Annotated in this window: 13 protein-coding genes; 3 read left to right on the forward strand and 10 right to left on the reverse strand. The window is 58.5% G+C overall.

Going from position 1 to position 13,663, the window contains the following annotated elements; genetic code table 11:
- The 4 genes from M3P88_RS08115 to coxB are packed head-to-tail and all read right to left on the reverse strand — an operon-like array spanning position 1 to position 3,478.
- Positions 1-189: a DUF2970 domain-containing protein gene (locus tag M3P88_RS08115; protein ID WP_249615553.1), complete on the reverse strand. Its 189-nt coding sequence runs from the start codon at positions 187-189 to the stop codon at positions 1-3.
- Complete coding sequence (locus M3P88_RS08120) at positions 186-713, reverse strand: cytochrome c oxidase assembly protein (protein WP_249615554.1); 528 nt, start codon at positions 711-713, stop codon at positions 186-188. The genes M3P88_RS08115 and M3P88_RS08120 overlap by 4 nt, the downstream gene beginning before the upstream one ends.
- Before the next feature lie 11 nt (positions 714-724).
- A complete protein-coding gene (ctaD, locus tag M3P88_RS08125) occupies positions 725-2,356 on the reverse strand; it encodes a cytochrome c oxidase subunit I (protein ID WP_249615555.1) in 1,632 nt (543 codons plus the stop codon).
- Between the two features lie 9 nt (positions 2,357-2,365).
- On the reverse strand, positions 2,366-3,478 hold the full coding sequence (gene coxB / locus M3P88_RS08130) for a cytochrome c oxidase subunit II (protein ID WP_249615556.1): 1,113 nt from the start codon (positions 3,476-3,478) through the stop codon (positions 2,366-2,368).
- A 200-nt stretch (positions 3,479-3,678) separates the two neighbouring features.
- On the opposite strand from coxB, the gene M3P88_RS08135 reads away from it, so the two are divergent.
- Positions 3,679-3,996 carry a hypothetical protein gene (locus tag M3P88_RS08135; protein ID WP_249615557.1) on the forward strand — a complete coding sequence of 106 codons (318 nt, stop codon included), beginning with the start codon at positions 3,679-3,681 and terminating at the stop codon, positions 3,994-3,996.
- A gap of 62 nt (positions 3,997-4,058) precedes the next feature.
- Here M3P88_RS08135 and M3P88_RS08140 read toward each other — a convergent pair whose 3' ends face one another.
- On the reverse strand, positions 4,059-5,357 hold the full coding sequence (locus M3P88_RS08140; RefSeq protein WP_249615558.1) for an anaerobic C4-dicarboxylate transporter: 1,299 nt from the start codon (positions 5,355-5,357) through the stop codon (positions 4,059-4,061).
- 215 nt (positions 5,358-5,572) lie between these two features.
- Positions 5,573-6,148, reverse strand: a complete 576-nt coding sequence (locus M3P88_RS08145; protein ID WP_249615559.1) for a xanthine phosphoribosyltransferase — start codon at positions 6,146-6,148, stop codon at positions 5,573-5,575.
- 284 nt (positions 6,149-6,432) lie between these two features.
- On the opposite strand from M3P88_RS08145, the gene M3P88_RS08150 reads away from it, so the two are divergent.
- Positions 6,433-7,125 (forward strand): PEP-CTERM sorting domain-containing protein, encoded by a 693-nt coding sequence (locus M3P88_RS08150; protein WP_249615560.1) that lies wholly within the window; start codon positions 6,433-6,435, stop codon positions 7,123-7,125.
- A 240-nt stretch (positions 7,126-7,365) separates the two neighbouring features.
- On the opposite strand, the gene M3P88_RS08155 is transcribed toward M3P88_RS08150, so the two are convergent.
- Positions 7,366-9,159, reverse strand: coding sequence for a 2-isopropylmalate synthase (locus M3P88_RS08155; RefSeq protein ID WP_249615561.1), 1,794 nt, complete (start codon positions 9,157-9,159; stop codon positions 7,366-7,368).
- A 234-nt stretch (positions 9,160-9,393) separates the two neighbouring features.
- Between M3P88_RS08155 and asd the strand changes: the two genes are divergently transcribed.
- The gene (gene asd, locus M3P88_RS08160) at positions 9,394-10,233 is read left to right on the forward strand and encodes an archaetidylserine decarboxylase (RefSeq protein WP_249615562.1); all 840 of its coding nucleotides are present in this window, start codon (positions 9,394-9,396) and stop codon (positions 10,231-10,233) included.
- Positions 10,234-10,296: 63 nt separating this feature from the next.
- Here asd and ilvC read toward each other — a convergent pair whose 3' ends face one another.
- The 3 genes from ilvC to ilvB form a co-directional block, all read right to left on the reverse strand.
- On the reverse strand, positions 10,297-11,313 hold the full coding sequence (gene ilvC, locus M3P88_RS08165) for a ketol-acid reductoisomerase (RefSeq protein WP_124735082.1): 1,017 nt from the start codon (positions 11,311-11,313) through the stop codon (positions 10,297-10,299).
- Between the two features lie 82 nt (positions 11,314-11,395).
- The gene (gene ilvN / locus M3P88_RS08170) at positions 11,396-11,887 is read right to left on the reverse strand and encodes an acetolactate synthase small subunit (protein WP_124735081.1); all 492 of its coding nucleotides are present in this window, start codon (positions 11,885-11,887) and stop codon (positions 11,396-11,398) included.
- Between the two features lie 14 nt (positions 11,888-11,901).
- Positions 11,902-13,662 (reverse strand): biosynthetic-type acetolactate synthase large subunit, encoded by a 1,761-nt coding sequence (gene ilvB, locus M3P88_RS08175; RefSeq protein WP_249615563.1) that lies wholly within the window; start codon positions 13,660-13,662, stop codon positions 11,902-11,904.
- Between the last annotated feature and the right edge of the window lies 1 nt (position 13,663).

Here is a 13,663-nt window from a genome sequence, read left to right on the forward strand (position 1 = left end):
TCAGCCTCCCGCGCCATGTATCACCCGGCGCACAACCCACAGTAAAAATACGATCAACAGCAGCGCCAACAATAAGGCGGCGGCAATGATTTCATACGCTTTCAAGCGCCGGTCAGACTCGGCCGCCTGCCTTTTTCTCACCCCGCCAAAGGCCGACAGCACCGCCACGAGTGCGGCCCACAACCTCATGGCGCCACCTTGCCCGGCACATCGAACACGGTGTAGGCCAGCGTCAACTCGCTCAGCTCGGCCGGCAAATCACGCGACACCACGAACACCACCGGAAAGCGCCGCGTCTCGCCCGGCGCAAAAGCCTGCTCCTTGAAACAAAAGCAATCGAGCTTGTGCACATAAGGCCCCGCAGCGGCCGGCAGATAACGCGGAATGGCCTGGCCGACCACGCGCCGCGTGCTGGCATTGGTGATTTCGTAGTCGACGCGGACAAACTCGCCGGTACGCGCCATCACGCTACGCACGAGCGGCTTGACCTGCCACGGCAAACCCGCCTGGACATTGGCATCGAATACCAGCCTGACCGGCACGCCCGGCGTGATGCTGCTGGCGGCTGCCGGCGCCTCATCGGCCTTGACCACGCGGTTGATGCCGGTGACTTCGCAGATCACCCGGTACATGGGAATCAGCGCCCAGGCAAAGCCGAACATCAGACAGGCAATCAGCAGCAGCTTTTTCAACAGGATGCGGTTGTCGTGCATGGCCCTCACCCTCAATGGTGCTCGCCGCCCTTCATCTCAAGAATCACGCCGTTGTCGCCCACCTTGAGCTGCGGCGCGACCACAAAGCTGTGATACGGCGCCGGCGTGGCAATCGCCCACTCCAGCGTATTGGCGCCTTCCCATGGCTTTTGCGCTGCCTCCTTACCATGGCGGATGGAGCGCACCATGTTGTAAAAGAAGATCAGCTGGCCGAAGCCGAACATAAAGGCACCGACGCTGGCGATGGCGTTAAAGTCGGTGAACTGCAGGGCGTAATCGGGGATGCGGCGCGGCATGCCGGCCAGACCGAGAAAGTGCATCGGGAAGAAGGTGATGTTGAACCACAAGAGCGACCACCAGAAATGCAGCTGGCCCAACTTCTCCGAATACATCTTGCCGGTCATCTTGGGGAACCAGTAATAAACGGCGGAAAACAGGCTGAACAGCGCTCCGGCCACCAGTACATAGTGGAAATGCGCCACCACGTAATACGTGTCCTGCAACTGGATATCGACCGCCGCCACCGACAGGATCACGCCGGACAGGCCGCCTATGGTGAACAGCATCACGAAACCGATGGCAAACAGCATCGGCGTTTCAAAGGTCATCGCCCCTTCCCACATGGTGGCCACCCAGTTGAACACCTTTACCCCGGTCGGCACCGCAATCAGCATGGTCGCGTACATAAAGAACAGCTGGGCGGTGGCCGGCATGCCGGTGGTGAACATATGGTGTGCCCACACCATAAAGCTGAGGATGGCAATGCTGGAAGTGGCATACACCATGGAGGTGTAGCCGAACAAGGGCTTGCGGGCGAAGGTCGGAATCACCTGGCTGACGATGCCGAACGCTGGCAGCGCCATGATATAAACCTCGGGGTGGCCGAAGAACCAGAAGATATGCTGGTACATCACCGGGTCGCCGCCGCCGGCGGCATTGAAAAAGTGGGTACCGAAATGGCGGTCGGTCAGCACCATGGTCACCACCCCGGCCAGCACCGGCATCACGGCGATGATCAGATAGGCCGTGATCAGGCTGGCCCAGGCAAACATCGGCATCTTCATCAGCGTCATGCCCGGCGCGCGCAGGTTCAATACCGTCACCACAATATTGATCGCGCCCATAATCGAACTCACCCCGAGAATATGGATGGCGAAAATGGTCAGGTCGGTGCCCATGCCGCCCTGAGTGGACAAGGGGGCGTACAGCGTCCAGCCGGCTGCGGCCGCACCACCGGGTACCCAGAACGAGATCATCAGCAACAGTGCCGCTGGCGGCAACAGCCAGAAACTCCAGTTATTCATGCGCGCAAATGCCATGTCCGGCGCGCCTATCATCAAGGGCAGCATCCAGTTGGCCAGGCCGGTGAAGGCCGGCATGATGGCACCGAACACCATCACCAGACCGTGCAGGGTGGTGAGCTGGTTAAAAAGTTCGGGCTGCCAGAACTGCAGCCCCGGACTGAACAGCTCGGCGCGTATGCCCAGTGCCATCACTCCGCCGGAGATAAACATGGCGAAGGAAAACCACAGATACAGCGTGCCGATATCCTTGTGGTTGGTGGCGAACAGCCAGCGGGCAAGACCGCGCGGCTTGTCGTGCTGGATATGGGAGGCGACCTGGGCGCCATCGGCGATATTCATACTGCCTCCTTAAACCTTGCCGCCGCGCGCGGCCTTGATATCTTTGGGCTGAACCGCATCGCCGGTGTTATTGCCCCAGGCATTGCGCTCGTAGCTGATGACCGCCGCAATCTCGGTATCGGACAACTGCTTGCCCCAGGCCGCCATCGCCGCATTTTTCTTGCTGCCGTTCAGCACGATATCGATATGGCCGGCCTTGTCCGTGGTTGCCATCTTGGAGCCGGCCAGCGCCGGGAAGGTACCGGGCACACCGCTGCCGTTTGCCTGATGGCAAGCGACACAGTTCTGCTGGTAAACCTTCTCGCCGCGCGCCATCAGGTCAGGCAGGGTCCAGACCTTGTTCGGGTCTTCCGCCTTGGCCGCAGCCGCTACTTTTTTCGCCGCCAGCCACTGCTGGTAGTCTTCCGGGCTACGCGCATCGACCACAATGGGCATAAAGCCATGATCTTTGCCGCACAATTCGGCACACTGGCCACGGTAAACACCGGGCTTGTCTACCTTGAACCAGGTATCGCGCACATAGCCCGGGATCGCATCCTGCTTCACCCCCAGCGCCGGCACCCACCATGAATGGATCACATCATTGGCAGTCAGCAGCAGCCTGACTTTCTTGCCGGTCGGCACCACCAGCGGCTCGTCGACTTCCAGCAAATACGGCCCGCCAGCAGTTTTGAGCGTGCCGTCGCGCGGCGTCGTCAGATGGCTCATAAAAGCCACGCCATCATCCAGATAGTCGTACTGCCACTTCCACTGGTAGCCGGTCACCTTGACCGTCATGTCTTCGCCGCGCGTGCTTTTTTGCGCCAGAATGGCTTGCGTGGCCGGCCATGCCATGCCGACCAGAATCAGCAAGGGAATGGCCGTCCAGATAATCTCGACCGTGGTGTTTTCGTGAAATTGCTTGGCGCTGCGCCCCGCCGATTTGCGGTGGCGGATGATGGCGTAAAACATCACGCTAAAGACGATGACGACGATGGCGACCGTGATATACAGCAGCAGTGTATGCAGATCGTAAATGCTGCGCGCCACGCTGGTTACCGGCGGCTGCAAGTTAAGCTCGGCCGCCAGCACCACGCCCGGCGACAGCGCAGACACGATCAAGGCTAGGCGCAATGGCAGCATGATGTCCCCTCAGCATAAACCCTGGCCCAATCAGGCCTAATGGATGCAAACACAACCCTTAAAATGACGGTTGATTCACTGATGCTAGGACAGAATCCGGTGTGCGCAAGAATTACCGATGTTGCATTGCGCTTAACATAAAATGGAATGGTAGCCACTCTGTTCAGGGGTGGCGCATTCATCCTGCCATGGAGTTCAAAATGAAAAAAACCTCACGCCTGACCAGCCTGCTACTGGCCACCCTGCTGCTATCCGCCTGCCAGACCATGATGGCGCCAACCGTACGCAATAATGTTGCCGCCTACGGCACGCAATGGTTTGCCGATGCCGGCCACCCGCTGGCCGGTCCGCTGGCGTGCGAAAATGCAGGCAATACCAATACGCTGGTTTGTCAGGGCACCACCGCCAGCGGTAAAGCCGCCACCATGAGCGGCGTCATTCCCTCGGCTGAAAATGCCGGCGCCCCCTTCATCGGTACCGTCGGTGGCAACCGCGTATTTACCGCCAATATGCCCTGAGTCCCGGCCATAGACGCAAAAAAGGCACCACGAGGTGCCTTTTTTGCTTGATAGCCGCGCGCTTACAGCACCAGCCCACCCAGCAAGAAGCCGAACAATACCGACAGGCTGATGGCCAACACACCCGGAATAATAAACGGATGGTTGAATACGGCCTTGCCGATACGGGTCGAGCCGGTTTCATCCATCTCCACCGCGGCCAGCAGCGTAGGGTAAGTCGGCAGCACAAACAGGGCCGACACCGCCGCAAACGAGGCAATCACCGTCAGCGGGCTGACCCCCAGCAACAAGGCGGCAGGCAGCAAGGCCTTGGCCGTGGCGGCTTGCGAATAAAGCAGCATGGAGGCAAAAAACAGCACCACGGCCAGCATCCACGGATAGCTGTCGAGCAAGGTGCTGGCGGTTTCCTTGATGCCGTCGATATGGGCGGCAACAAAGGTGTCCCCCAACCAGGCCACCCCCATGACACAGACACAGGCCGACATGCCGGACTTGAAGGTCGCTGCATTCAATACCTTGCCGGTATCCACCTTGCACAACAGGGTAATCACGGTTGCTGCCGACAGCATGATCGCCATAATCGCGTCGTTACGCGGCATCACCGGCTTTTCAATCAGGCCCACGGTCGGCGAAATGGCGGTCGCGTACAGCATCACCGCCACGATGGCGATCAGGAATAACCCGACCGACAGCTTGGCATGCGGCAGAATTTCCAGCTTCTGCTCGCCGCGTATCGTCACCTGCCCCTTGGCCAGACGCTCCTGATAGACCGGGTCATCCTTAAGCTCGCAACCCAGACGGTTGGCCACCACCGAGGTGAGCAATACCGCCGCCAGCGAAGTCGGTATCGTGATGGCCAGCAGCTGCAAATAGCCCACGCCCAGCGGCTCGAGAATGCCGGAGACAAAAATCACCGCAGCAGAAATAGGCGAGGCGGTAATCGCAATCTGCGAAGACACCACCGAAATGGACAATGGGCGTGACGGCCGTATGCCTTGCTCCTTCGCCACTTCGGCAATCACCGGCAAGGTGGAAAACGCGGTGTGGCCGGTGCCGGCCATCAGCGTCATAAAGTAGGTCACCACAGGCGCAAGGTAAGTGATGTACTTCGGATGTTTGCGCAGCAGCCTTTCCGCCTGTCCCACCAGATAATCCATCCCGCCGGCGACCTGCATGGCGCCAATGGCGGCAATCACCGACATGATGATCAGAATCACATCCCATGGGATATTCCCCGGCGCCACCCCCAGCACGGCCAGAGCCACCACCCCCAGCCCGCCGGCAAAACCAATGCCTATCCCGCCCAGTCTGGCACCCAAAAAGATGGCACCCAGCACAATTGCTAATTCTAGCCCTATCATTATTGACTTCCCTTTATTGCAAATAGAAACCACTTGCACCCGATAAATGCATTGCTTGCCATCCTATGGTAATAGGCAGATTTTTTTTTGATTTGGCGCAGACAAGTAATGCTTTACGCATTGAAAAGGCAGGAAAAAGTAAAATGGGCCTGCCGCACCATGCGGCAGACCCATATCAAGCGCGTCAGGCACGCCCTCAGACGCGGGGATAAGACTCAGGCAAACGCGATCTTGCCATCCGCAATGCTGCTCAGAATAGCCAGCGACTCGACCCGTGTCACACCGGCTTCTTCTATCAGCTTGCGCCCGCTCTGGAAGCCCTTCTCGATCACGATACCCACCCCCACCACCTCGGCCTGAGCCTGATGCACGATGTCGATCAGACCACAGGCCGCATGGCCGTTGGCCAGGAAGTCGTCCAGTACCAGCACGTTCTCGCCCGGCGCGAGATAACGACGCGAGACACGCACGCGATATGTCTTCTGCTTGGTAAACGAATACACATCACTCTCGTAGGCATCCTGATCCAGCGTCAGGCTCTCGGTCTTTTTGGCGAACACGACCGGTACATTGCCGAAATGACGTGCCGCCATCACGGCGACAGCAATCCCCGAGGCTTCAACCGTCAGGATTTTGTCGACCTTAACCCCGGCAAAGCGCCGGGCGAACTCGGCACCCATCGCATCCAGCAAAGCCACATCCAGCTGGTGATTAAGGAAATTGTCGACCTTGAGTACATAACCATCGAGCAGACGGCCGTCGCTGAGGATTTTATCTTTGAGTAGCTGCATGGTGTGAAGGAGGCGGGTGCATGAAAATGCGCGCCATTGTAACACTGCACACGCATGCAATGTCAGAGCCATTACATATGCTAATGAAGAGTTCAATACGGTTACGACTCAAGCATCATCATCGGCTATTCAAATAATGGCAGGACAAATACAACCATTTAAACAATTTAAACACACGTTGACTAAATAAAAATGACCGGCTAGATATTAGCAGCGGGGAGACCTGAAGAGGTGTTCATTCCCCCACACAGCATAAACCATAGAAACTGTAGCAGGAGAAACCCATGAAACATCTCTTTAGAGCTGGCGCAGCCGTCATGCTCTGCCTGCCCTTGGCAGCGCAGGCCAATATGACGCTGGATCTGAATCAGAGCAAGACCCCGCTCGCCAATGCTTCCATCACCCAAAATGCCGGCTGGAGCTGGCAGAATGTCGGAGCCGGCACCTTAAACGGTACGCTGGATGGCAAATCGTTCTCAACCTACTGCGTCGAGCTGAACCAGCCGCTAAGCTGGAGCGCGCAAAAATATTCGCTGGCCAGCTTCTCGCCGGCCGATGGAGACATGCTCAACCGGCTATATACCGTCGCTAACCATAAGGTGACCGACCTGACCTCAGGCCTTGCCTTCCAGCTGGCAGTATGGGAAATCGTCAATGAAGCCAAAGACAATTTCCAGGTCAAGTATGCACCGGGAGCTTCCGGCCAGTTTGGTGCAGCCAATTTGTCCAGCACCCACCAATCGGCCTACCAGAGCGCCAACCAATGGCTGGCCGAGGCCAAGAGTCTGGATGCATCCAAAATCACCTGGTCCACCCAGAAGCTAACCAATGGCAATTACCAGGATTATGTGCTCGCCGCACAAGTTCCCGAACCGGAAACCTATGCCATGATGCTGGCCGGACTGGGACTGATGGCGGCTATCACGCGCCGCCGCAACAAAAATGCTGGCAAAAAAAGCGGCATTATTCTGAGCTAGCACCATTAACCGACGCGACAAAGCCGACCTCCTGGGTCGGTTTGTCTTGCGTCCGCGCCTTATGAGCCGGTGTGCTTGTGGGGCGGCCTTGTGGGCCTGGGGTTTCAATCAAAAGGGTGTAATGAAACCTTGTGGCTTGCCGCGCTAAACACCGTGTTATCCGAACTTGCAACGGGACGGAAAGGGTCGGGAACCCCACAGTGTCCGGCAACGGCGTACCGGATTAAAAAATCAGCAGAATCAAACGTCTCCTTGTGCCTTCAAGCGCTCGTCCTTGTGCGACAGCTTGTTCAGTGCCGACAGATAGGCTTTGGCGCTGGCCACGATAATGTCGGTGTCGGCCCCCTGGCCGTTGACGATGCGCCCTTCCTTTTCCAGACGCACAGTCACTTCGCCCTGCGACTCGGTCCCCTTGGTAATGGCATTGACCGAATACAACTCAAGCTCCGCCCCGCTGTTCACCACGCTCTCTATCGCCTTGAAGGCGGCATCTACCGGGCCGGAACCACTGGATTCGGCACGCTGCTCCGCCCCATGCTGGGCAAACACAATGGATGCCAGCGGCGGCTCGCCGGTTTCGGTCGCGACTTTCAGCGAAACGAATTTGTAGTCTTCCTGCTCGATGGCAACCAGTTCATCCGATACCAGTGCATGCAGGTCTTCGTCGAAAATCTCGCGCTTTTTGTCGGCCAACTCTTTAAAGCGGGTAAAGGCGGCATTCAGCGCTTCTTCGCTATCGATAATGATGCCCAGCGCCGCCAGCTTGGTCTTGAAGGCATTGCGTCCGGACAACTTGCCCAGCGTCAGGCGGTTGGCGCTCCAGCCAACCGACTCGGCCGACATGATTTCATAGGTTTCACGATGCTTGAGCACGCCATCCTGATGAATGCCGGACTCGTGAGCAAAGGCATTGGCACCGACAATCGCCTTGTTCGGCTGCACCGGATAGCCGGTAATGGTCGACACCAGACGCGAGGCCGGCACGATCTGGCAGGTATCGATACGGGTGTCCAGATTAAAGACATCGCGCCGCGTTTTGACCGCCATGACGATTTCTTCCAGTGCGGCATTGCCGGCACGCTCGCCCAGGCCGTTAATGGTGCACTCGACCTGACGCGCCCCGCCCAGCACCGCCGCCAGGCTGTTGGCGACCGCCATGCCCAGATCGTTGTGACAATGCGCCGACCACACCACGCGCTGACCGCCCACCGTGGCGCCGATCAGATCGCGGAAAAAGGCTTCGGTCACGCGCGGAACCGCATAGCCGACGGTATCGGGCACATTGATGGTGGACGCCCCTGCCGCGATCACCTCGCCGAAAATACGGGCCAGAAAGGTAGGATCGGAGCGCAGCGCATCCTCGGCCGAGAATTCGACATCATCGGTATATTCGCGCGCCAGCTTCACTGCCTTCACCGCGGCCTCGATCACCTCGTCCGGGCTCATGCGCAGCTTCTTCTCCATATGGATGGGGCTGGTGGCGATAAAGGTGTGGATGCGGCCACGCGCGGCCGGCGTAATGGCCTCGCCTGCGGCGCGGATGTCGCGTTCATTGGCACGCGCCAACGAGCACACGGTCGACTCGCGAATGGCTTCGGCAATGCTGCGGATGGATTCGGCATCCCCGGCACTGGCCGCGGCAAAGCCGGCCTCGATCACATCGACGCCCAAGCGCTCGAGCTGGCGTGCAATACGCAGCTTCTCTTCGCGGGTCATGGATGCACCCGGCGACTGCTCGCCATCACGCAAGGTGGTATCAAAAATGATCAAACGGTCGCCCATATCGAGTGCTCTCCTCTGTCCGCCAGTCAGCTTTACGCCAACCAGATAGTCGCTGTAGTCAAATCTCCTGCCCTGGCTTGCTGCCAGTTGCGCCAGCTTGTTCAGTTGCGCCAGCGGCAAACTGCCCCGCTCGCGCCACTTATAGATTGCGGCCCGCGACACCGGCTCATCCGGAAAAGCCAGGCTCAAGGCCTCGGCGATGATTCCGGGACCGCCGAAATCGGCGATCAATCGTTCGATGTCCAACTGCATTGCGCTCTCCTGCTGACTGTTTGTCATAGATTAGAAAGAAAAAGACACAACGTCAAATAATATGCCAAAGAATTTCAAATGTTCACAAAAAACTGTGTCCAATAAGGCAAATTAGACATTTAGTCCGATTTTATGCCTTTTTTATGCATGGAAACTACCCGGTAAAGTCATGTCAGCCACCCCAAACAAGCAGATAGGATATAATTCACTCCTTTTGACTTTCGGGGATTGCCCTTGTCCGAGCGCCTATTCGTGCTGCTGCAGCATGCACTGCCCAAGCTGGCCATTACCCGCCTGTCCGGTTTTATTGCCGGGTGCCAAGCAGGCAGCCTGACCCAGAAACTGATCCGCGACTTTATTGCCCGCTATCAGGTCAATATGGCCGAGGCAGCGCAGTCGGACCCCGCCGCCTACCCAAGCTTCAACGAATTCTTTACCCGTGCACTCAAGCCCGGCGTACGGCCCTTGGCCGATAGCGCGCTCGTCTGCCCGGTTGACGGCGCCATCAGCCAGTTTGGCCGCATCGAATCCGGCCAGATCTTTCAGGCCAAGGGCAAGTCTTACAGCGCCACCGCCTTGCTCGCCGGCGACGCCGCGCTGGCCAAGCGCTTCGAGCACGGCCAGTTCGCCACCATCTACCTGAGCCCGCGCGACTACCACCGCATCCATATGCCATGCGATGGCCGCCTGCGCTCCATGAGCTATGTGCCGGGCGAGTTGTTCTCGGTCAACCCGGCCACCGCACGCGGCGTCGATGCGCTATTCGCCCGCAACGAGCGGGTGGTGTGCGTCTTCGACGGCCCCGAGGGTGAGTTCGTACTGGTACTGGTCGGCGCCACCATTGTCGGCAGCATGGCCACCGTATGGCATGGCGTGGTCAACCCGCCGCGCAGCAAGGATGTGCGCCACTGGGACTACCGTGATCAGGATATCCGTCTGAAAAAGGGCGAGGAGATGGGCCGCTTCCTGCTGGGTTCGACCGTAGTGCTGCTCTTTCCCGAAGGCCAGTGTGCCTTCAAGCCCGAATGGGCGCCGGCGCGCGCGGTGCGCATGGGCGAGGCGATGGCGGATTAAGCCTGCCGCCAGACGCAAAAAAGCCGGGCATGCATCCCGGCTTTTTTCATGCACTAAACAGGCTTAGTTTTTGGACTGGTCAACCAGCTTGTTCTTGGCGATCCACGGCATCATCGCGCGCAGTTCGGCACCTACTTTTTCAATCGGATGATCGGCGTTCAGACGGCGGCGCGCGGTCATCGATGGGTAGTTGGTCTTGCCTTCCAGGATGAACATCTTGGCGTATTCGCCCGACTGGATGCGGTACAGCGCCTTCTTCATCGCTTCCTTGGTGGCGGAGGTCACCACTTCCGGCCCGGTCACGTACTCGCCGTACTCGGCGTTGTTCGAGATCGAGTAGTTCATATTGGCGATGCCGCCTTCGTACATCAGGTCAACGATCAGCTTCAGTTCGTGCAGGCACTCGAAGTAGGCCATTTCCGGTGCGTAACCGGCTTCGGTCAGCGTCTCGAAACCGGCTTTTACCAGCTCGACGGCACCACCGCACAGTACGGCCTGCTCGCCGAACAGGTCGGTTTCGGTTTCTTCGCGGAAATTGGTCTCGATCACGCCGCCCTTGGTACCGCCGTTGGCTGCGGCATAGGACAGCGCGATGTCGCGCGCCTTGCCGGAGTTATCCTGATAAACGGCGATCAGGGTCGGTACGCCGCCGCCCTTCACATACTCGGAACGCACGGTGTGGCCAGGGCCTTTAGGGGCAACCATGATCACGTCGATATCGGCAGCCGGTACGATCTGGTTGTAATGGATGTTAAAGCCGTGAGCGAAGGCCAGTGCCGCGCCTTTTTTCAGGTTAGGCGCGATGTCCTTGGCGTAGACGTCAGGCTGGCTCTCGTCCGGCAGCAGAATCATCACCACATCGGCCTTTTTCACCGCTTCGGCGACTTCTTTCACCTTGTGACCGGCAGCTTCGGCCTTGGCCCACGATGCGCCATCCTTGCGCAAACCCACCACCACCTCGACGCCGGACTCCTTCAGGTTCTGAGCATGGGCGTGACCCTGCGAGCCGTAGCCGATGATGGCAACGCGCTTGTCTTTGATGATGGAGAGGTCGGCGTCTTTATCGTAATAAACCTTCATTTTGTTTTTCCTTGTGTCGTTATGCTATGGATGAGGAAAGCGGAGCGCCGCTAGCGCTCCCCGGCGCGTCTGCCGGCCCCCGTTAAATCTTCAGAATGCGTTCACCACGACCGATGCCGGAGGCACCGGTTCTGACCGTTTCCAGAATCACCGCACGGTCTATGGCCTCGATAAAGGCACCGAGCTTTTCCGTGGTTCCGGTCAGTTCTATGGTGTAAGTCTTTTCGGTGACGTCGATAATGCGGCCACGGAAAATATCCGCCATCCGCTTCATCTCCTCGCGCTCCTTGCCGGTCGCACGCACCTTGATCAGCATCAGCTCGCGCTCGATGTGTTCGGACTCGTTCAGGTCGATCACCTTGACTACCTCGATCAGCTTGTTGAGCTGCTTGGTAATCTGTTCGATCACGTCATCGGACCCGTGCGTCACAATGGTCATGCGCGACAGCGTCGGGTCTTCGGTGGTCGATACCGTCAACGAATCAATATTGTAGCCGCGTGCCGAAAACAGCCCCACTACGCGGGACAAGGCACCGGCTTCGTTTTCCAGCAAAATGGAAAGAATGTGTTTCATAGTGATCTCTCCGCTCAGCATAGGTTGCCGTAGTCACGATTGGCCGGCGGCGCATCGTCTTCGCGCATATGCGGCGGCAGATCCATCTGATCCAGACCCTTGCCGTTGCGTATCATCGGGAACACGTTTTCCGACTGGTCGGTACGGAAATCCATGAACACCAGCCGCTCTTTGAGCTTGGCACTGAACGCCTCGCGCAGTGCCGGCTCGACATCGGATGGGCTTTCGATCTTCATGCCGACGTGACCATAGGCCTCGGCAATCTTCACGAAATCGGGCAGCGCATCCATATACGACTCGGAATAACGCGTGCCGTAGAAGAACTCCTGCCACTGGCGCACCATGCCCAGATAACGGTTGTTGAGCGAGATCACCTTGACCGGCGTGTGATACTGCTTGCAGGTCGACAGCTCCTGAATATTCATCTGGATCGAGCCTTCGCCGGTAATACAGGCGACGGTGGCATCCGGGTTAGCCAGCTGCGCCCCCATGGCGGCCGGCAAGCCAAAGCCCATGGTGCCAAGCCCCCCCGAGTTCAGCCACTGCTTGGGTCGATCGAACTTGTAGTACTGCGCCGCCCACATTTGGTGCTGCCCCACATCGGAGGTCACGATGGCGTTGCCACCGGTAATCTCGTACAGCGCCTGCACCACGGACTGCGGCTTAATGAATTCGTTGGACGGCTTGTACAGCAGGCAGTCGCGGGAACGCCAGGCTTCGATCTGCTGCCACCACTCGGCCAGCGCTGCGGCGTCCGGGCGCTCGCCGGAAGCGCGAATCAGCTCCAGCATCTCTTTGAGCACATGCTTGACGTCGCCGACGATAGGCACGTCCACCTTGACCCGCTTGGCGATCGAGCTTGGGTCGACGTCGATATGCACAATCTTTTTCGGGGATGACAGGAAATGCTCGGGCACGCTGATTACGCGATCATCAAAGCGCGCGCCGATAGCAATCAGCACGTCGCAGTTCTGCATCGCCATATTGGCTTCGTAAGTGCCGTGCATGCCCAGCATGCCGAGGAACTGCGGATCCGAGCCCGGATAGGCACCCAGCCCCATCAGGGTATTGGTGCAAGGCAGGCCCAAAGCACGCACCAGTTCGGTCACTTCTGCGGCCGCGCCACCTTGTACCGCCCCGCCACCCACATAGACAAACGGACGCTTGGCACCCATCAACAGGCCGACAGCCTTCTTGATCTGCCCTGGATGGCCGCGTGTCACCGGCAGATAGGAGCGGATATGCACGCTGTCCGGATAGCTAAACTCGGCCACCGCCTGAGTCACATCCTTGGGAATATCCACCACCACCGGTCCTGGACGGCCGGTTCTGGCGATATAAAACGCCTTCTTGATGGTCTCGGCCAGATCCTTGATGTCCTTGACCAGGAAGTTGTGCTTCACGCACGGGCGGGTGATGCCCACCATGTCGACTTCCTGGAAAGCGTCCATGCCGATGGCCGGCGTCGCGACCTGACCGGAAATCACCACCAGCGGAATCGAATCCATGTAAGCGGTCGCAATACCGGTCACGGCATTGGTCGCGCCGGGACCGGAGGTCACCAGCGCAATGCCGACCTTGTCGCTGGAACGCGAATACGCGTCCGCCGCATGGATGGCTGCCTGCTCATGCCGCACCAGTACATGCTTGAACTGGTTCTGCTTGAAGATAGCATCGTATATTTCTAGAACCGCGCCGCCGGGGTAGCCGAAAATATACTCGGCACCTTCTTCCTGCAGGCTGCGGACCAGTATTTCCGCGCCCGATATTTGCATC

Origin of the sequence: Craterilacuibacter sp. RT1T (assembly GCF_023502145.1) — a bacterium.
In the GTDB taxonomy this organism is placed as follows: domain Bacteria; phylum Pseudomonadota; class Gammaproteobacteria; order Burkholderiales; family Chromobacteriaceae; genus Craterilacuibacter.

Excerpts from the sequence above, each read along its gene's own strand:
- M3P88_RS08115 (WP_249615553.1), bottom strand. The coding sequence starts at position 189 with ATGAGGTTGTGGGCCGCACTCGTGGCGGTGCTGTCGGCCTTTGGCGGG.
- M3P88_RS08120 (WP_249615554.1), bottom strand. The coding sequence starts at position 713 with ATGCACGACAACCGCATCCTGTTGAAAAAGCTGCTGCTGATTGCCTGT.
- ctaD (WP_249615555.1), bottom strand. The coding sequence starts at position 2,356 with ATGAATATCGCCGATGGCGCCCAGGTCGCCTCCCATATCCAGCACGAC.
- coxB (WP_249615556.1), bottom strand. The coding sequence starts at position 3,478 with ATGCTGCCATTGCGCCTAGCCTTGATCGTGTCTGCGCTGTCGCCGGGC.
- M3P88_RS08135 (WP_249615557.1), top strand. The coding sequence starts at position 3,679 with ATGAAAAAAACCTCACGCCTGACCAGCCTGCTACTGGCCACCCTGCTG.
- M3P88_RS08140 (WP_249615558.1), bottom strand. The coding sequence starts at position 5,357 with ATGATAGGGCTAGAATTAGCAATTGTGCTGGGTGCCATCTTTTTGGGT.
- M3P88_RS08145 (WP_249615559.1), bottom strand. The coding sequence starts at position 6,148 with ATGCAGCTACTCAAAGATAAAATCCTCAGCGACGGCCGTCTGCTCGAT.
- M3P88_RS08150 (WP_249615560.1), top strand. The coding sequence starts at position 6,433 with ATGAAACATCTCTTTAGAGCTGGCGCAGCCGTCATGCTCTGCCTGCCC.
- M3P88_RS08155 (WP_249615561.1), bottom strand. The coding sequence starts at position 9,159 with ATGCAGTTGGACATCGAACGATTGATCGCCGATTTCGGCGGTCCCGGA.
- ilvC (WP_124735082.1), bottom strand. The coding sequence starts at position 11,313 with ATGAAGGTTTATTACGATAAAGACGCCGACCTCTCCATCATCAAAGAC.
- ilvN (WP_124735081.1), bottom strand. The coding sequence starts at position 11,887 with ATGAAACACATTCTTTCCATTTTGCTGGAAAACGAAGCCGGTGCCTTG.
- ilvB (WP_249615563.1), bottom strand. The coding sequence starts at position 13,662 with ATGCAAATATCGGGCGCGGAAATACTGGTCCGCAGCCTGCAGGAAGAA.